Origin of the sequence: Citrobacter sp. Cy070 (assembly GCF_030332245.1) — a bacterium.
Taxonomy (GTDB): Bacteria; Pseudomonadota; Gammaproteobacteria; order Enterobacterales; family Enterobacteriaceae; genus Citrobacter; species Citrobacter youngae.
In genome coordinates this window covers 297,514-316,591 of record NZ_JAOWIG010000091.1, presented here as the reverse complement: position 1 = coordinate 316,591, position 19,078 = coordinate 297,514, and the positions used below count along the sequence as shown (strand labels likewise).

Annotated in this window: 12 protein-coding genes, 7 tRNA genes and 1 pseudogene; 15 read left to right on the top strand and 5 right to left on the bottom strand. The window is 51.9% G+C overall.

What is annotated here, in order from left to right; genetic code table 11:
* Positions 1-60 precede the first annotated feature (60 nt).
* Both tcuA and tcuB read left to right on the top strand, forming a co-directional pair.
* The gene (tcuA, locus tag OGY19_RS23385; protein WP_115600771.1) at positions 61-1,464 is read left to right on the top strand and encodes an FAD-dependent tricarballylate dehydrogenase TcuA; all 1,404 of its coding nucleotides are present in this window, start codon (positions 61-63) and stop codon (positions 1,462-1,464) included.
* A complete protein-coding gene (gene tcuB, locus OGY19_RS23380) occupies positions 1,451-2,563 on the top strand; it encodes a tricarballylate utilization 4Fe-4S protein TcuB (RefSeq protein WP_061067525.1) in 1,113 nt (370 codons plus the stop codon). Before tcuA ends, tcuB begins: the two co-directional genes overlap by 14 nt.
* Positions 2,564-2,614: 51 nt before the next feature.
* Here tcuB and OGY19_RS23375 read toward each other — a convergent pair whose 3' ends face one another.
* The 4 genes and pseudogenes from OGY19_RS23375 to nagE all read right to left on the bottom strand — a co-directional run bounded on the left by OGY19_RS23375 (position 2,615) and on the right by nagE (position 8,647).
* Complete coding sequence (locus tag OGY19_RS23375; RefSeq protein WP_005121405.1) at positions 2,615-2,947, bottom strand: ChiQ/YbfN family lipoprotein; 333 nt, start codon at positions 2,945-2,947, stop codon at positions 2,615-2,617.
* Positions 2,948-2,996: 49 nt separating this feature from the next.
* Positions 2,997-4,403 (bottom strand): annotated as a pseudogene (gene chiP / locus OGY19_RS23370) (chitoporin ChiP).
* A gap of 439 nt (positions 4,404-4,842) precedes the next feature.
* Positions 4,843-6,510 (bottom strand): glutamine--tRNA ligase, encoded by a 1,668-nt coding sequence (gene glnS, locus OGY19_RS23365; RefSeq protein WP_115600772.1) that lies wholly within the window; start codon positions 6,508-6,510, stop codon positions 4,843-4,845.
* Between the two features lie 187 nt (positions 6,511-6,697).
* Entirely contained in the window at positions 6,698-8,647 is a 1,950-nt protein-coding gene (nagE, locus tag OGY19_RS23360; RefSeq protein WP_048212281.1) for a PTS N-acetyl glucosamine transporter subunit IIABC, read from the bottom strand.
* 350 nt (positions 8,648-8,997) lie between these two features.
* Here nagE and nagB point away from each other — a divergent pair, with 350 nt between their 5' ends.
* From nagB to OGY19_RS23300, 12 genes are all read left to right on the top strand, one after another.
* The gene (nagB, locus tag OGY19_RS23355; RefSeq protein ID WP_003022803.1) at positions 8,998-9,798 is read left to right on the top strand and encodes a glucosamine-6-phosphate deaminase; all 801 of its coding nucleotides are present in this window, start codon (positions 8,998-9,000) and stop codon (positions 9,796-9,798) included.
* Between the two features lie 60 nt (positions 9,799-9,858).
* On the top strand, positions 9,859-11,007 hold the full coding sequence (gene nagA, locus OGY19_RS23350; RefSeq protein WP_061067522.1) for an N-acetylglucosamine-6-phosphate deacetylase: 1,149 nt from the start codon (positions 9,859-9,861) through the stop codon (positions 11,005-11,007).
* Positions 11,008-11,015: 8 nt separating this feature from the next.
* Positions 11,016-12,236: a DNA-binding transcriptional regulator NagC gene (nagC, locus tag OGY19_RS23345; protein ID WP_061067521.1), complete on the top strand. Its 1,221-nt coding sequence runs from the start codon at positions 11,016-11,018 to the stop codon at positions 12,234-12,236.
* Between the two features lie 151 nt (positions 12,237-12,387).
* Positions 12,388-13,140, top strand: a complete 753-nt coding sequence (nagD, locus tag OGY19_RS23340) for a ribonucleotide monophosphatase NagD (protein WP_048212284.1) — start codon at positions 12,388-12,390, stop codon at positions 13,138-13,140.
* 300 nt (positions 13,141-13,440) lie between these two features.
* Complete coding sequence (gene asnB, locus OGY19_RS23335; protein ID WP_003835552.1) at positions 13,441-15,105, top strand: asparagine synthase B; 1,665 nt, start codon at positions 13,441-13,443, stop codon at positions 15,103-15,105.
* Positions 15,106-15,328: 223 nt separating this feature from the next.
* A tRNA-Met gene (locus OGY19_RS23330) sits at positions 15,329-15,405 on the top strand.
* An 8-nt stretch (positions 15,406-15,413) separates the two neighbouring features.
* Positions 15,414-15,498, top strand: a tRNA-Leu gene (locus OGY19_RS23325).
* A 23-nt stretch (positions 15,499-15,521) separates the two neighbouring features.
* Positions 15,522-15,596: transfer RNA gene (locus OGY19_RS23320), tRNA-Gln, on the top strand.
* Positions 15,597-15,633: 37 nt separating this feature from the next.
* Positions 15,634-15,708: transfer RNA gene (locus OGY19_RS23315), tRNA-Gln, on the top strand.
* Positions 15,709-15,729: 21 nt separating this feature from the next.
* A tRNA-Met gene (locus OGY19_RS23310) sits at positions 15,730-15,806 on the top strand.
* 43 nt (positions 15,807-15,849) lie between these two features.
* Positions 15,850-15,924, top strand: a tRNA-Gln gene (locus OGY19_RS23305).
* A 36-nt stretch (positions 15,925-15,960) separates the two neighbouring features.
* Positions 15,961-16,035, top strand: a tRNA-Gln gene (locus tag OGY19_RS23300).
* Between the two features lie 121 nt (positions 16,036-16,156).
* Here the strand turns inward: OGY19_RS23300 and ubiF are convergent.
* A complete protein-coding gene (gene ubiF / locus OGY19_RS23295) occupies positions 16,157-17,332 on the bottom strand; it encodes a 3-demethoxyubiquinol 3-hydroxylase (protein ID WP_115600773.1) in 1,176 nt (391 codons plus the stop codon).
* A gap of 145 nt (positions 17,333-17,477) precedes the next feature.
* Between ubiF and miaB the strand changes: the two genes are divergently transcribed.
* Positions 17,478-18,908 (top strand): tRNA (N6-isopentenyl adenosine(37)-C2)-methylthiotransferase MiaB, encoded by a 1,431-nt coding sequence (gene miaB / locus OGY19_RS23290; protein ID WP_005121416.1) that lies wholly within the window; start codon positions 17,478-17,480, stop codon positions 18,906-18,908.
* Positions 18,909-19,078 lie beyond the last annotated feature (170 nt).

Genomic DNA, 19,078 nt, shown 5'->3' with positions numbered 1-19,078 from the left:
TTACTCGTATACATTTTAATTACAAACTTAACAATTGGTTAAGTGGTAATGGAGTATGCGATGGTTGATGTTCTGGTGATTGGCGGCGGCAATGCTGCACTATGTGCCGCCTTAACCGCCCGGGAGCAAGGCGCTTCGGTACTGTTGCTTGAGGCGGCCCCGCGTGAATGGCGCGGAGGAAACTCCCAACACACGCGTAATTTACGCTGTATGCATGATGCGCCACAGGATGTACTGGTGGAGAGCTATCCAGAAGAGGAATTCTGGCAGGACCTCTGGCGTGTAACAGAAGGTAATACCAACGAAGCCCTGGCACGTCTGGTGATCCGTACCTCATCACAGTGTCGCGACTGGATGCGCCAGCACGGCGTTAACTTTCAACCTCCACTTTCTGGCGCTTTGCACGTGGCGCGAACCAATGCCTTTTTTATGGGCGGCGGGAAAGCCCTGGTGAATGCCTATTATCGCAGCGCAGAAAAGTTAGGCGTGCAAATCCGCTATAACACCCCGGTACAGGCGCTTGAATTGCACAACGGCGAGTTCGTAGCGGCGCTGGCTGGTGCAGAGCGCATTCCGGCAAAGACCTGCGTGCTTGCCGCTGGCGGGTTTGAATCTAACCGCGAATGGCTGCGAGAAGCCTGGGGTGAGAACGCCCGCGGTGAATGGCCTGCGGATAACTTCCTCATTCGTGGCACGCGCTTTAATCAGGGCGTACTGCTCAAATTTATGATCGATGCCGGCGCGGACATCATCGGCGACCCCTCCCAGTCACACTGCGTGGCGATTGATGCCCGGGCCCCCTTATATGACGGCGGGATTTGCACCCGCGTGGACTGTGTTTCGCTTGGCATCGTAGTGAACCGCGATGCAGAACGATTTTATGATGAAGGCGAGGATTTCTGGCCCAAACGTTATGCCATCTGGGGACGTCTGGTCGCCCACCAGCCCGGGCAAATTGGTTACTCCATTATCGACAGTAAAGCCATCGGTCACTTCATGCCCCCGGTTTTTCCTGGCGCACAGGCCACTACGTTAGCAGAGCTGGCACGTCAGTTAGGACTGGATACTGAGCGCTTTACCCATACTGTCATGCAGTACAACAGCGCCTGCCTGCCAGGCCACTTTGACCACACCACTCTTGATAACTGTGCAACACAAAATCTGACACCGGCAAAAACACATTGGGCGCGACCACTGGATACGCCACCTTACTATGGCTATGCCTTACGTCCGGGGATCACCTTCACCTACCTGGGGTTAAAGGTGAATGAACACGCCGCAGTGCATTTTGCCGGGCGTCCAAGTCGCAATCTGTTCGTCGCCGGGGAGATGATGGCGGGCAACGTGCTGGGCAAGGGCTACACCGCAGGCGTGGGCATGTCGATTGGGACCACCTTTGGCCGTATTGCCGGAAAAGAAGCCGCTCTGGCAGCACGTGAGGAGGCACATCATGAAACCGCTTGAGAAATTAATTATCGAAGCGAAAATGCTTACCGAGCCGGAAGCTGAAGTTGAACGAGTTATGCAAGTCTGCAATGCCTGCCGCTATTGCGAGGGTTTTTGCGCCGTGTTCCCGGCGATGACTCAGCGTCTGGAATTCGGTAAAGCGGATATCAACTATCTGGCCAACTTGTGCCATAACTGCGGCGCCTGCCTGCACGCGTGTCAATACGCACCGCCCCATGAATTTGCTATCAATGTACCGAAAGCAATGGCAGAAGTAAGGCTGGAAACCTATCAGCACTACGCGCAACCCGCCGCCTTTGGCGCGCTTTATCGCCGCGCAGGCGTCACCGTGACGCTGTCGCTGGTTTTCGGTCTGATCCTGTTTTTACTCCTCGCTATAGGTTTAACAGGCACGTTACTCCATCCCCCGCTGGCCGGAGATTTCTACCAAATTTTCCCGCATAACCTGCTGGCATGGATGTTTGGTTCAGTCTTTATTCTGGCGATGGGTCTGCTGATGGCGGGCGTTATCCGCTTCTGGCGGGAGATTTCTCCGGGGATGCCGCGTTCCTCTGACATTGCTGAAGCCTCTCACAATGCGCTGACGCTGAAATATCTCGATGGCGGGCACGGCAAAGGGTGTAACGAAGCAGATGATGCCTTCACCCTGATGCGCCGCCGTTTCCATCACTTCACCTTCTACGGTTTTCTGCTCTGCTTTGCCGCCACCGTGGTGGCAACGGGCTATCACTACTTTGCCGACATAGAAGCGCCCTATCCGTTCCTCAGCGTTCCGGTCATGCTGGGCACATTAGGCGGCATTGGCCTGGTTGTCGGCCCAGCGGGTTTGTTATGGCTGAACCTTAAGCGCTCACCGCTACAGGGCGACGCACGGCAAAAACCGATGGATCGCGGTTTTATCCTGTTGCTGCTACTGACGAGTCTGACGGGCTTAGCGTTGTTGGCAGGCAGAGATACCTCAGGGATGGCTATTTTGCTTGCTATTCATCTTGGTGTCGTGATGGCGCTATTTCTGACCATCCCATACGGAAAATTTGCCCACGGATTTTACCGTTGTGCGGCATTACTCAAGTGGGCAATTGAGAAACGACGCTAAAATGCAAACGGGCGAAGAAATCTCTCCGCCCGTTCTTGTTCATACCACGTTTTATTTCGCCGTATTATTACTGCGAATTTCCTGCCAGACCTTATCACAATCGGCCTTAACGGATTGATCGTTACCCGTACGCGTTGCCTGGATACACTGCTGGTAATCCAGTACGCGCACGCTTTCTTCATTCGCAAACTGCTGGTGCTGTTTTTCTTTCTTCAGCACATTCAACACACTTTGGCAGGCTTCGATTTTCTCCGGCGAACCCTGCGCGGTATTGATACACGCGCTATAGGCTTCCTTAAGACGGCTATCTTCTTTCGGCGCGGGTGATTGCGCGCAGGCAACCAGCCCTGATGCCATGACGGCGATGAGTATCAGCTTTTTCATAACACATTCCTCAACAAAACGGCAGGCTTGCGGCCTGCCTCTGTCGGCATTAGAAGATGGTGAACGGAGCAATAACGATGAATTTCACGTCACGCTCATCCTGGAAGATGTTACCGTAACCACCGCCCCAGCTCGGAATATCTGAATGGTTGTCGTACTGGGTAAAGTGCAGTTTAAACATAGTGCCCTTCGCACGGCCGTCCTGCAGGGTATAGACCGCATCCAGGCTGTAGGACGACTCTTCAATAGTACGATTTTTGTCGTAGTACGCATCCGGGTTGAGCTGCCAGGTAGCCGGTTTAGCATCCCACGCGTAAACGTATGATGCACCCACAGCCCAGCCAGGCAGGTTCCAGTTTTTCAGGTCATACATCGCGCCGAAGAACACGGCCTTTTCACCGTTGGCGTTGAAGTCAGAGCGGTTATCCCACCAAACGTCCAGACGACCGTTTGAAGACGCATAGGTCGGGGTCATACGCTGCAGGAAGTAGCCCTGCTGCCCGTCAGCCTTAACCCAGGTCCCTTCCAGTCGCAGATCAACGACTTCTGCCACTTTGTAGCCGAAGGTCAGTGCCTGCAGCCAGGCCGTGCCATCATAAATGTCGTTAACTGTGCGGTCATCAACCTTATCGCGGGCACCGTAGAACTGGTAGCTGGTGGTAAACGGGTTACCGCCTAAATCAAATTTGTAGCTGGCTTTGGCGAAATACTGATCGACGTAGCCTTCAGACTGACCGAATGCTGCTTCCAACAGCAGGTTATTTTTGAAGTCATACTTTGCGCCGATTGAATGGAGGTAATCAACTTTGGTCTTTTTATCGGCCTGATAGAATTTATCGACTTCGGTGTGCCACGGTGCTTTATATTCGTTGGCCCACATTTAGGAGAAGCTCAGCGCACCCGCATCGCCATAATCGAAGTTGGCACCGGCTTCAGCCCCCTGATAGGTACCAGGCATAAAGCTCCAGTGTGGTGCCAGCAGAGTTTGCCCGGTTGGCTGAATATAACCAGCGCGCGCCCAGGTTGGGCCAAATTTGAATTTGGCTGCCGCTTTATACAGGCTAATCCCGCTCTTATCGCCGGAGTAATCTTCGTCATAGCCTTTATTTTTTGAAGAGAATGCGATTTCGTTTGGATGGCCGCTTTCGCTACTTTCGTTCATTTCAATAGCAGTGAATGCTGCGATATCAATACCAAACATATCGGCCGCATAACCGGACTGGAAGTCGAGGTTAGCGTTCCAGGTGGAGTGAGAAAGGTTGGTTTTGTATTTGTCGTGGTCGGTCACATCTTTACGGTCACGTTCACGCTGCCAGTAATAGATGCCGCCAGTTAAGGTAGAGTCATCAATAAAACCTTCGGCGTGAACCTGTGGAGCGACAACAAAACCCGACATTGCTGTGATACCGGCGATAGCCAGCGCCAGCGTACTACGTTTGCCACTAAACGTACGCATATGTTAATCCTCTTTGACATAAAAATGCTGCCGATAAAAGCGGACAGCGAAAAAGCAAAAATTAAAAAAGTAGCGCTGAGAAAACCTCATTGACTACAATGAATAGACTATTTTTCGCGACGCGAATTATCAATCTCTTTTTGTAACCAGTATGTAAGAACATGAGCAACCGCACATATTTCATTGCTTTCTGTTACATTTTCATTGGGAGTTAAAAAAGCGTTGAAAAATTGAAAAAAGGCTTGTTTTCCATAAAGATGAAATCGGTTTCAGTCCAGAGTGGCTGATAAAACAAGGTTTTTGTTAGAAAAATATAAACGGCAAAAACCATTCCTGAATAACAATTATTTCGCTGCGCAAATAGAGTCTGCTAACCATTTTCAGGCGAAAAAAAACGCCGCAGAGTGCGGCGTTTGAAAAGATGATGCGTAACGACGGTTTATTCGCCTACTTTAGCCCATGTATCGCGCAGACCCACGGTGCGGTTAAACACCAATTTGTCAGCTGTTGCGTAGCGGCTGTCGAGGCAGAAATACCCTTCACGCTCGAACTGGAACGCTTTACCAGCAACAGCGGCCTGTAGCGAAGGCTCACCGTAACCCTGCTTAATAACCAGCGATTCCGGGTTAATAACGGACAGGAAGTCTTCCGCTGCCCCCGGGTTTGGCACGCTAAACAGACGGTCGTACAGACGGATTTCAATCGGTAGCGCATGGGACGCGCTCACCCAGTGAATAACGCCTTTAACTTTACGACCATCGGCCGGATCTTTGCTCAGGGTGTCAGCATCGTAGGTGCAGAAAATGGTGGTGATCTTCCCTTCTGCATCTTTCTCGACACGCTCAGCTTTGATCACGTAAGCATTACGCAGACGGACTTCTTTACCCATCACCAGACGCTTGTACTGCTTGTTCGCTTCTTCGCGGAAATCGGCCCTGTCGATCCAGATTTCACCGCTGAACGGCACTTCACGGCTGCCCATTTCCGGCTTGCCCGGATGGTTAGGCATGGTGACCAGTTCGCTTTCGCCCTGCGGGTAGTTTTCGATAACCAGTTTCACCGGATCGATAACCGCCATCGCGCGCGGGGCGTTTTCGTTCAGATCTTCGCGGATACAGGATTCCAGAGAAGCGATCTCAATAGTGTTGTCCTGCTTGGTCACGCCAATGCGTTTGCAGAACTCACGGATCGCCGCAGCGGTGTAACCGCGACGACGCAGGCCAGAGATCGTCGGCATACGGGGGTCATCCCAGCCTTCAACGTGCTTGTCGGTCACCAGCAGGTTCAGCTTGCGCTTGGACATCACGGTGTATTCCAGATTCAGGCGCGAGAATTCGTACTGACGCGGATGAACCGGAATGGTGATGTTGTCCAGCACCCAGTCGTACAGACGACGGTTATCCTGGAACTCCAGCGTACACAGTGAATGCGTGATGCCTTCCAGCGCATCGCTGATGCAGTGGGTAAAGTCGTACATCGGGTAGATGCACCACTTATTGCCGGTCTGGTGGTGTTCAGCGAACTTAATACGGTACAGCACCGGATCGCGCATCACGATAAACGGCGAAGCCATATCGATTTTCGCACGCAGGCAGGCTTTACCTTCTTCAAAACCACCGTTACGCATTTTTTCAAACAGCGCGAGGTTTTCTTCAACGCTGCGATCGCGGAACGGGCTGTTTTTACCCGGCTGAGTCAACGTGCCACGGTATTCGCGAATTTCTTCCGCTGACAGTTCGTCAACGTACGCCAGGCCTTTATTAATAAGCTCTACCGCATAGGCGTGAAGCTGATCGAAGTAATCCGAAGAGTAGCGAATGTCGCCAGTCCAGTGGAAACCTAACCATTCAACGTCGTTTTTAATCGATTCAACGTACTCGATATCTTCTTTAACCGGGTTCGTATCATCAAAACGCAGGTTGCACTGGCCCTGGTAATCTTGCGCAATGCCAAAGTTCAGACAAATGGATTTCGCGTGGCCAATGTGCAGATAGCCATTTGGCTCCGGCGGAAAACGTGTATGGATAGTGGTGTGCTTACCACTGGCCAGATCTTCATCGATGATCTGACGAATAAAGTTACTCGGGCGGGCTTCAGCCTCACTCATCGTGGATTCCTCAAAGCGTAAACAACGTATAACGGAACATGATCTTATAAGCGACGTCAGGAGACAACTATTAGTTGCACAAAAAAGGTGTTTCAACAGGATATATGAGGGTATTTGCTGCAAAAAAAAGCGGCGGAGGAATCTCCCCCGCCGCTTAAGGCACTTAACTCACTTTACTCAGGAGCAGTTATTTACCTTTAATCTCATACAGCGGTGTCTGACCGGCAACCACATGACCTTCGGCTTTAATGACCAGCGCACCGAAATCATCGCTGTTGCTGCACACAACCGGGCTAATCATGGAACGTGCGTTGGCGTTCAGGTATTCCAGATCCATTTCCAGAATCGGTTGACCTGCTGCAACAACCGCACCTTCTTCAACCAGACGTTTAAAGCCTTTACCTTCCAGCGCCACGGTATCGATACCCATATGGACCACGATTTCCGCGCCTTTTTCCGTTTCCAGACAAAACGCATGGTTGGTGTTGAAGATTTTCACAATAGTACCCGCTGCCGGAGAAACCACGATTTTATCCGTTGGTTTTACCGCCACGCCGTCACCCACTGCTTTGCTGGCGAAGGCTTCATCAGGCACCTGCTCCAGTGCAACCACATCACCGGTAATCGGAGAAACCAGCGCTTCAATGGTGACCGCATTCGCGACAGCCTGCGGTTTTGCAATCGGGGCAGCCGCTGTCGGGGCATTGTCAGTAGACGCTGCCGCAACCGGGCCGCGTGCCACAACTTTCTTCATTTCGTCGCCGATAGATTCAGCTTTCGCACCCACGATAACCTGAATAGTTTGTTTGTTCAGCTTAACCACACCCGATGCGCCTAAGCGTTTGCACATCGCATCATTGACGCGGGCAGAATCGCCAACGGTCAGACGCAGACGGGTGATACAGGCATCAATCGCTTTCAGGTTATCCGTACCGCCAACCGCAGCAATGTAGTTGGTTGCCAGTTGAGCTAAACCTTCTTCGGTATTGCTGTTTGCTTCGTCAGTAACAATCTCGTCTTCTTTATCTTCGCGGCCCGGCGTTTTCAGGTTAAACAAACGAATAACCGCGCTGAACAACACAAAATAGATAACGAAGAACACCAGACCCATGGCGACCAGCATCCAGACGTTCTTACTTGCAGCCGGCAGGTTGTACATCAACACGTAGTCGATAGCACCTGCGGAGAAAGAGAAGCCCGCATGGATCCCCAACAGCGTCGCAACGAACAGGCTGATACCCGTCAGAACGGCGTGCAGGAGGTACAGCAACGGAGCCAGGAACATAAACAGGAATTCCAGCGGCTCGGTAACACCGGTCAGGAATGCGGTGATAGCAACGGACAGCAGCATACCGCCGACCATCGGACGACGCGCTTTCGGCGCGGCGAAGTACATAGCCAGAGCCGCACCCGGCAGACCAAACATCATGATCGGGAAGAAGCCAGACATGAACATACCCGCAGTGCCGTCACCCGCGTAGAAGCGGTTGATATCACCGTGGAATACGGTACCTGCAGCGTTAGTGAATTCGCCAATCTGGAACCAGGCGATGGTGTTCAGCACCTGATGCAGACCGGTTGGGATCAGCAGACGGTTGATGAAGCCAAAAATACCAGAACCCAGCGCGCCAGCGCCCACGATCCACTCACCACCCGCATGGATGGCATTCTGCACCGGCGGCCACACGTAGCCGAAGATAGCAGCCAGTATCAAACAGAAGAAGCCAGTGGCGATGGGTACAAAACGTTTGCCGCCGAAGAAGCTCAGGAAATCAGGCAGTTTGATGCCAGACCAACGGTTATACACAGCACCGCCGACCAGACCGGTGATGATACCCGCCAGCACGCCCATGTTGATCGCCGGGTTAATGGTAACCATTGCTTTGGTCAATATGAAATAACCAACCGCACCTGCCAGCGCTGCCGCACCCGCGCTGTCTTTAGACCAGCTGGAAGCCACACCGATAGCAAAAATTAACGCGAGGTTATCAAAGATAGCCCCACCCGCTTGCGCGATGAAGGGTACGTTCAGTAAATCTGGTTGGCCGAATCGCAGCAACAGTGCCGCGACTGGCAGCACCGCGATGGGGAGCTGTAACGCCCTACCCAGCCGCTGGAAAAAACCTAAAATATTCATTTTATTCCCCCTACGAGACCCCGATTAGGCTCCTTTGAAGCCATATTTTTATTGTGCGACCATTCCTAACTGCAACAGCAAGAGATTTTGGGACAACAACATTAACCATTCATCTACATTCAGAGTGTGTGAAAAATTAATTCGTATCGCAAATTAAAAGCGTGTTTTTTGTGATTCCAATCACCAAATATCGTTATTAACCCTCCCTTACACTGGCTAACTACGAAAACTTATTTTATCATTCAAAAAATCGAAACGGATTGATCCTTACCGATGCAAAACCAGGTTACGCTTAATACTGCACAGAGACTCAATCCGCCAACTGCTTACATTTACATTTGAGGTGAAGAATGAGACTGATCCCCCTGAATACCGCTGAACAAGTCGGCAAATGGGCTGCTCGCCATATCGTTAACCGCATTAACGCGTTCAAACCAACGGCAGATCGTCCGTTCGTTCTGGGCCTGCCGACTGGCGGCACTCCGCTGACTGCCTATAAAGCATTAGTCGAAATGCACAAAGCGGGCCAGGTGAGCTTCAAACATGTTGTCACTTTCAACATGGACGAATACGTTGGCCTGCCGAAGGAACATCCGGAAAGCTATCACAGCTTTATGCACCGTAACTTCTTTGATCATGTTGATATTCCAGCAGAAAACATCAACCTCCTCAATGGTAACGCGCCGGACATTGATGCAGAATGCCGTCAGTATGAAGAAAAAATCCGTTCTTACGGTAAAATCCACCTGTTTATGGGCGGTGTAGGCAACGATGGTCACATCGCGTTCAACGAACCGGCTTCCTCTTTGGCTTCCCGTACCCGTATCAAAACGTTGACTCACGACACACGTGTTGCTAACTCACGCTTCTTTGACGGCGACGTAAGCCAGGTGCCTAAATATGCACTGACCGTAGGCGTGGGCACCCTGTTGGATGCTGAAGAAGTAATGATCCTGGTGCTGGGTCACCAGAAAGCGCAGGCGCTGCAGGCGGCTGTTGAAGGCAACGTTAACCATATGTGGACCATCAGTTGTCTGCAACTGCATCCGAAAGCAGTTGTGGTCTGCGATGAACCTTCCACTATGGAACTGAAAGTGAAGACGCTGAAATACTTTAACGAGTTAGAAGCGGAAAATATTAAAGGTCTGTAATGATGTCTCCGCCCTGTCGAAAACGTGCAGGGCGGCATTTTTTTGAAATCGGGGGTCGGAATGTATGCTTTAACCCAGGGCCGGATTTTTACCGGTCACGAAATTCTTGATGACCATGCGATTGTTGTCGCCAATGGCCTGATCGATAGCGTTTGCCCACTGTCTGAATTGCCGTCAGGGATTGAACAGCGCTCGCTGAATGGAGCCATTGTCTCCCCCGGTTTTATTGATGTGCAGTTAAACGGCTGTGGCGGTGTACAGTTTAACGATACGGCAGAAGCCGTTACCGTTGAGACGCTGGAAATCATGCAAAAAGCCAATGAAAAATCTGGCTGCACCAACTATCTGCCAACGCTAATCACCACCAGCGATGACCTGATGAAGCAGGGCGTTCGCGTGATGCGTGAATACCTCGCTAAGCATCCAAATCAAGCATTAGGGCTACACCTTGAAGGTCCGTGGCTGAACCTGGTGAAAAAAGGTACGCATAATCCGGGATTTGTGCGTCAACCGGACGCTGCACTTGTCGATTTCCTGTGCGATAATGCGGATGTCATCACCAAAGTGACGCTGGCGCCTGAAATGGTTCCTGTCGAAGTGATCACCCAACTGGTGAATGCCGGTATCGTGGTGTCTGCGGGCCACTCTAACGCGACGCTGAAGGAAGCAAAAATCGGTTTCCGTGCAGGCATTTCCTTTGCAACACATCTGTTCAACGCGATGCCTTATATTACCGGTCGCGAACCAGGTCTGGCAGGCGCGATTCTGGATGAGGCAGATATTTATTGCGGTATCATCGCCGATGGCATGCATGTTGACTATGCCAACATCCGCAATGCTAAACGCCTGAAAGGCGACAAGCTGTGCCTGGTCACCGACGCGACCGCGCCGGCGGGGGCAAACATTGAGCAGTTCATTTTCGCTGGTAAAACAATATACTACCGCAATGGACTGTGTGTTGATGAGAACGGCACGCTGAGCGGTTCATCATTAACCATGATCGAAGGTGTACGCAATCTGGTTGAACATTGCGGTATCGCACTGGACGAAGTCCTGCGCATGGCAACGCTCTACCCTGCTCGCGCCATTGGCGTCGACAAACAACTCGGCAGCATCGCGCCAGGCAAAGTAGCCAACCTGACCGCGTTCACGCACGACTTTAAAATTATCAAGACCATCGTTAATGGCAACGAGGTCGTTACTGAGTAAGAGAAAGAATGACACCAGGCGGACAAGCTCAAATAGGTAATGTTGATCTCGTAAAACAGCTTAACAGCGCGGCGGTTTATCGCCTGATTGACCAGCATGGGCCAATCTCGCGAATTCAGATTGCCGAGCAAAGCCAGCTTGCCCCCGCCAGCGTAACCAAAATTACGCGTCAACTGATCGAACGCGGGCTGATCAAAGAAGTCGATCAGCAGGCCTCCACCGGGGGCCGCCGCGCTATCTCCATCGTCACCGAAACCCGTAATTTCCACGCAATTGGCGTGCGTCTTGGCCGCCACGACACCACGCTGACGCTCTATGATATGAGCAGCAAAGTGGTCGCCGAAGAGCATTACCCTCTCCCGGAGCGCACCCAGGAAACGCTGGAATATGCGCTGCTCAATACGATTGCCACCTTTATTGACAGTTGCCAGCGGAAAATCCGCGAGTTGATCGCAATTTCTGTCATCCTGCCAGGCCTTGTCGATCCTGAAAGCGGCGTCATCCGCTATATGCCACACATTCAGGTCGAAAACTGGGGGCTGGTCGAAGCGCTCGAAAAACGCTTCAAAGTCACCTGCTTTGTTGGTCACGATATTCGCAGCCTGGCGCTGGCTGAGCACTATTTCGGAGCAAGCCAGGATTGCGAAGACTCCATTTTGGTGCGTGTTCACCGCGGAACCGGCGCAGGGATTATCTCCAATGGCCGCATTTTTATCGGTCGCAATGGCAACGTGGGTGAGATTGGTCATATTCAGGTAGAACCGCTGGGTGAGCGCTGTCACTGCGGTAATTTCGGCTGTCTGGAAACCATTGCGGCCAATGCTTCTATCGAACACCGCGTACAAAACTTGCTAAAACAAGGCTATCCAAGCCGGCTCACGCTGGATGATTGCAGTATCAAAGCTATCTGTAAGGCAGCCAACAAAGGTGACAATCTGGCAGCAGAAGTTATCGAGCACGTTGGTCGACACCTGGGTAAAACCATCGCGATTGCAATTAACCTGTTTAACCCGCAAAAAGTCGTCATTGCCGGTGAAATTACCGAAGCAGATAAAGTCCTGCTTCCGGCAATAGAAAGCTGCATTAATAATCAGGCACTGAAGGCGTTTCGCCACAATTTGCCGGTGGTACGTTCCACGCTGGATCACCGTTCAGCGATTGGTGCATTTGCGCTGGTGAAACGCGCAATGCTCAACGGGACATTGCTGCAGCGTTTGCTGGAAAGCTAATACACGTCATCCTTCAAGCTGCATCTGCGAACCCCGGTCACTTATTTCAGTAAGCTCCAGGAGTTCGCAGACTTGCCGCCTTGATGCAACTCGAATGATGTAGTGTATTTTGTGTATAGTAATGCCTTCTTTTTTTAATGTCGGATTGTCCATGACCATTAAGAATGTAATTTGTGATATCGACGGCGTGCTGATGCACGACAATGTTGCCGTACCAGGTGCGGCAGACTTTCTGACCGGCATTCTGGAGAAAGGTTTACCGTTAGTCCTGCTGACGAACTACCCTTCGCAGACCGGGCAAGATCTGGCAAACCGCTTCGCCACCGCGGGTGTGAATGTCCCCGATAGCGTCTTTTATACTTCCGCTATGGCTACTGCTGATTTTCTCCGTCGTCAGGAAGGGAAAAAAGCCTACGTGGTGGGTGAAGGTGCGTTAATCCATGAGCTGTATAAAGCTGGCTTTACTATTACCGACGTTAACCCTGATTTTGTCATTGTCGGAGAGACCCGTTCGTACAACTGGGACATGATGCATAAAGCGGCATACTTTGTGGCTAACGGCGCACGTTTTATCGCCACTAACCCGGATACCCATGGTCGCGGCTTTTACCCGGCCTGTGGTGCGCTCTGCGCCGGTATTGAGAAGATCTCCGGCCGTAAACCGTTTTATGTCGGCAAACCCAGCCCGTGGATTATTCGCGCGGCACTCAACAAAATGCAGGCGCACTCAGAAGAAACTGTCATTGTTGGCGACAACCTGCGCACCGATATTCTGGCAGGTTTCCAGGCGGGTCTGGAAACTATCCTGGTACTGTCTGGCGTATCCAAACTTGACGATATTGACAACATGCCATTCAGACCAAGCTGGATCTATCCCTCCGTTGCCGAGATTGACGTCATTTAATCCGTAGGCCGGATAAGACGCCCCCGCGTCGCCATCCGGCAATTCTACAGCGTTATTGCCGGATGGCGGCCTAAACGCCTTATCCAGCCTACAGAATCTTATCCATTCAATAAAATCACCATTTCATTGCTGATTCATCAATAACAATGTTCATTACATAATCTTTTTTCACCAATCCACAATGACCATTGCATTTTTATTTTCTGACCCGCAATTCGCTTGCGCCCTCTCCCGCTTTGCGGCATTTTCTTTATCAAGCAAACATAAAAAGCATCACGCAACAGGTTAACGGAGAAGGTTATGTGTTCTATTTTTGGCGTATTCGATATTAAAACTGACGCAGTTGAACTGCGTAAAAAAGCCCTGGAATTGTCTCGTCTGATGCGCCATCGCGGCCCGGACTGGTCGGGTATTTACGCCAGTGATAACGCCATTCTGGCACACGAACGTCTGTCCATCGTCGACGTCAACGCCGGTGCTCAGCCGCTGTACAACGTGAAGAAAACGCATATCCTGGCGGTTAACGGTGAAATTTATAACCACCAGGCGCTGCGCGCTGAATACGGCGATCGCTATCAGTTCCAGACAGGTTCCGACTGTGAAGTTATCCTCGCGCTGTATCAGGAAAAAGGCCCAGAGTTCCTGGATGACCTGCAAGGCATGTTTGCCTTCGCGCTGTACGACAGCGAGCAGGACGCTTACCTGATTGGCCGCGATCACATCGGGATCATCCCACTGTATATGGGCTACGACGAACACGGTAACTTCTATGTTGCGTCTGAAATGAAGGCACTGGTTCCTGTTTGCCGTACGATTAAAGAATTCCCGGCCGGTAGCTATCTGTGGAGTAAAGACGGTGAAATTCGTCAGTACTACCAGCGCGACTGGTTTGAATACGATGCGGTAAAAGACAACGTTACCGATAAAAACGAGCTGCGTCAGGCGCTGGAAGATGCGGTGAAAAGCCACCTGATGTCAGATGTTCCTTATGGTGTATTGCTGTCCGGCGGTCTGGATTCTTCGGTCATTTCCGCAATCACCAAAAAATACGCCGCGCGTCGTGTTGAAGATCAGGAACGCAGTGAAGCCTGGTGGCCGCAGTTGCACTCCTTCGCCGTCGGCCTCGAAGGCGCACCGGATCTGAAAGCCGCACAAGAAGTAGCAAACCATCTGGGTACCGTGCACCACGAGATCCACTTCACCGTGCAGGAAGGTCTGGATGCTATCCGCGACGTGATTTATCACATCGAAACCTACGATGTTACAACCATTCGTGCCTCGACGCCGATGTACTTAATGTCGCGCAAGATTAAAGCAATGGGCATTAAAATGGTGCTGTCGGGCGAAGGGTCAGACGAAGTGTTTGGCGGTTATCTCTACTTCCACAAAGCGCCAGACGCGAAAGAATTGCATGAAGAAACTGTGCGTAAACTGCAGGCGCTGCACATGTTCGACTGTGCGCGTGCCAACAAAGCCATGTCAGCCTGGGGCGTGGAGGCTCGCGTGCCCTTCCTGGACAAAAAATTCCTTGATGTGGCGATGCGCATCAACCCGCAGGATAAAATGTGCGGCAACGGCAAAATGGAAAAACATGTTCTGCGCGAATGTTTTGAATCCTACCTGCCAGCAAGCGTCGCATGGCGACAGAAAGAGCAGTTCTCTGACGGTGTCGGTTACAGCTGGATTGACACGCTGAAAGAAGTCGCTGCTGAACAAGTTTCTGACCAACAACTGGAAACCGCCAGCTTCCGTTTCCCATACAACACGCCATCATCTAAAGAAGCGTATTTGTATCGCGAAATTTTTGAAGAGCTGTTCCCGGTTGCGAGCGCGGCAGAATGCGTTCCGGGCGGCCCTTCTGTTGCCTGTTCTTCCGCCAAAGCGATCGAATGGGATGAAGCGTTTAAAACCATGAACGATCCGTCTGGTCGCGCGGTTGGCGTACACCAGTCCGCTTATAAATAAGTTAATCCTTAGAAAAGGGCCCTGCGGGGCTCTTTTTTTATGTCTGTTTTCTGTGCTAAAAAACAATTAATAACTAATAATTGCCGAATATTGCGTCATGCTGTTCGCAACCTAACCAAACAGTCACATTCCAGCTATTTTCAATGAAAAAGGGGTTGACGCTTCAAGGCTCAATACGCATAATGCGCCCCGCAACGCCGATAAGGTTACGCGAAAAAAAGATGGCTACGTAGCTCAGCTGGTTAGAGCACATCACTCATAATGATGGGGTCACAGGTTCGAATCCCGTCGTAGCCACCATCTTTTTTGCGGGAGTGGCGAAATTGGTAGACGCACCAGATTTAGGTTCTGGCGCCGCAAGGTGTGCGAGTTCAAGTCTCGCCTCCCGCACCATTCACCCGTAAGCGTTGCACGGATGGGGTATCGCCAAGCGGTAAGGCACCGGTTTTTGATACCGGCATTCCCTGGTTCGAATCCAGGTACCCCAGCCATTTTTTCTTCGATATAGCGGTTCACCGCGACGGTCATTGGGGTATCGCCAAGCGGTAAGGCACCGGTTTTTGATACCGGCATTCCCTGGTTCGAATCCAGGTACCCCAGCCATCGAAGAATATGATAGTATCAGGCTACGTAGCTCAGCTGGTTAGAGCACATCACTCATAATGATGGGGTCACAGGTTCGAATCCCGTCGTAGCCACCATATTAAGGACGTATCGACTCGTTCGGTAAATCCAAAAAATTGTTGGGGTATCGCCAAGCGGTAAGGCTCTGGTTTCTGATACCAGCATTCCGAGGTTCGAATCCTCGTACCCCAGCCAATTTCAAAAAGTCGTCCACTCTGTGGGTGCACCCGTTGGGGTATCGCCAAGCGGTAAGGCTCTGGTTTCTGATACCAGCATTCCGAGGTTCGAATCCTCGTACCCCAGCCATATTAAAAAAGCTCGCTTCGGCGAGCTTTTTGCTTTTCTAACGCCGGGTGATGGCAAGACTTACCCGACCTACATGACTTGTAGGGCCTGATAAGCGTAGCGCCATCAGGCACCACTCGAGCTACAGCCCTAACGCATACTTCAGCGCCTGACGCTTCAGCACACCTGCGCGCTCTGCGGCCATAAGCCCGAGATTACGCATGATGCGCAGCGGCTGCAGGTTGTTGCTAAAACCGGCGTAGAACAAATCCATCCCACTTTGCATAATGAAGTTATCGGTCATACGACGATTCTGATAACGCTTCAGTACCGGTTGACTGGCCCACGCCTCACCATAGCTGCGGGCGCTCACCAGAACATCAATCAGCGCATCGACATCACGAAAACCCAGATTAACGCCCTGCCCCGCCAGTGGGTGAATGGTATGCGCGGCATCACCTACCAGCGCCAGCCCCGGTTGCACATATTGCAGCGCGTGACGACGCGTAAGCGGGAATGCCCCCGCCGCCACAGGCGTAACGCTGCCGAGTCGTGAAGGGAAATGTTTAGCGATCTCCGCCTGCAGTTGCGGCATATTTAGCGCTTGCAATTGGCGGATGCGAGCTGGTGAGTCGTACCACACCAGCGAGGCCCAGTTATCAAACAGCGGTAAAAACGCGCGCGGGCCATCAGGGGTAAATTGCTGCCAGGTGCTGTCTCCCGGCGAATTCTCGCATTGCACGGTAATCAACATACAGGACTGCGCATACTGCCAGGCATGGATGCCAATCCCGGCCATTTTGCGTACCTGAGAGTTGGCACCATCAGCACCGATCACCAGCTTCGCATTGATTTTTTCACCGTCTGCCAGCTCAAGTTCATGCCGGTCATTATGTCGATGTAAAGAAATCAGCGAGGTGGGCACGCGCAACGTCACGTCAGGATGAGCTTCCAGCGCCTGCCAGAGCGCCTGTTGCAGGACCGTGTTCTCCACCATGTAACCCAACAACGGCAGCTTAAGTTCCGCTGCATCAAACACCACATGGGCATTTTCCCATTCCCACGTCTCCAGCCGACGATAAGGATGGCTGCGCATCCCCTGCACCGTATCCCAGACGCCCAGCCCTTTCAGCAACGACACGGAGGCGGAGCTAATAGCCGAAATTCTGACATCCGGCTGTCCGTCAGCCACAAACGGCGCGGGCACGGCATGCTCGATAACCGTTACCGTAAATCCGTGCTGCGCCAGTCCCAGCGCCAGCGCGCCGCCGACCATCCCCCCGCCGACAATGGCAATTTCCGTTGGTTGATTTGTCATGGTCAATCATCCTGTTACATGTATTGTGTAAGTTTACAGGATTTTTTCCCCCTTGAGGCTGACATCCGTCATACTGGTCACAACCGCGCCAAAGCAGTACACTATGCGCCCTGCATTTCAGCCACAATTTCGCAAGAGCAAGTCGATGACCAAAAAACTCCATATTAAAACCTGGGGCTGTCAGATGAACGAATACGATTCATCGAAGATGGCCGATCTGCTGGATGCCACTCACGGGTATCAACTGACCGACGTGGCGGAAGAAGCGGATGTGCTGCTGCTGAATACCTGCTCAATCCGCGAGAAGGCTCAGGAAAAAGTCTTCCATCAATTAGGTCGCTGGAAGCTGTTAAAAGAGAAGAATCCCAAGCTCATCATTGGTGTTGGTGGCTGTGTTGCGTCTCAGGAAGGCGATCATATTCGCCAACGCGCGCATTACGTCGATATTATTTTTGGGCCGCAAACCCTGCATCGCCTGCCGGAAATGATCAACAAAGTGCGTGGAAGCACCACCCGTAGCCCGGTGGTTGATATCAGTTTCCCGGAGATCGAAAAGTTCGACCGCCTGCCGGAACCGCGTGCTGAAGGGCCAAGCGCATTTGTGTCCATCATGGAAGGTTGCAATAAATATTGTACTTACTGCGTGGTGCCCTACACCCGCGGTGAGGAAGTCAGCCGTCCGGCGGATGATATTCTGTTTGAAATCGCCCAGCTTGCAGCCCAAGGCGTGCGTGAAGTAAACCTGTTGGGGCAAAACGTCAACGCCTGGCGCGGTGAAAACTACGACGGCACCACCGGCTCGTTCGCCGATCTGCTGCGTCTGGTCGCAGCGATCGACGGCATTGACCGTATCCGTTTTACCACTAGCCATCCGATCGAATTCACCGATGATATCGTTGAAGTTTATCGCGATACGCCAGAGCTGGTGAGCTTCCTGCACCTGCCGGTACAGAGTGGTTCGGATCGTGTACTGAACCTGATGGGTCGTACCCATACCGCGCTGGAATACAAAGCAATCATCCGTAAACTGCGCGCAGCACGTCCGGATATCCAGATTAGCTCCGACTTCATCGTCGGCTTCCCGGGTGAAACCACCCAGGACTTCGAGCAGACCATGAAGCTGATCGCTGATGTCAATTTCGACATGAGCTACAGCTTTATCTTCTCTGCGCGTCCTGGCACCCCTGCTGCCGATATGGTTGACGACGTACCGGAAGAAGAGAAAAAACAGCGTTTATACATCCTGCAGGAGCGTATTAACCAGCAAGCCATGGCCTGGAGCCGTCGTATGGTCGGCACGACCCAGCGCATTCTTGTCGAAGGTACGTCACGGAAAAGCGTGATGGAACTGTCAGGGCGTACCGAAAATAACCGCGTGGTGAACTTTGAAGGTACCCCGGATATGGTCGGTAAGTTTGTTGATGTTGAAATTACCGATGTCTGGACCAACTCCCTGCGCGGCAAAGTGGTGCGTACCGAAGACGAAATGGGCCTGCGCATCGCAGAATCCCCTGAGTCGGTCATTGCGCGTACCCGCAAAGAAAACGATCTGGGCGTGGGTACTTATCAGCCTTAATCCTGCTGAAAAACGCAAACAATGCCCGATGGCGCCACGCTTATCGGGCCTACACTTCCTGGCTCGCTGCTCCGGCGGGCCTTGTAATTTGCCCTGGCACCCCCATATTTATTGCAATGCTTGCGCCTTTCCCCCATGGCGTGAATAATTTCCTTAGATGCCGGTAAATG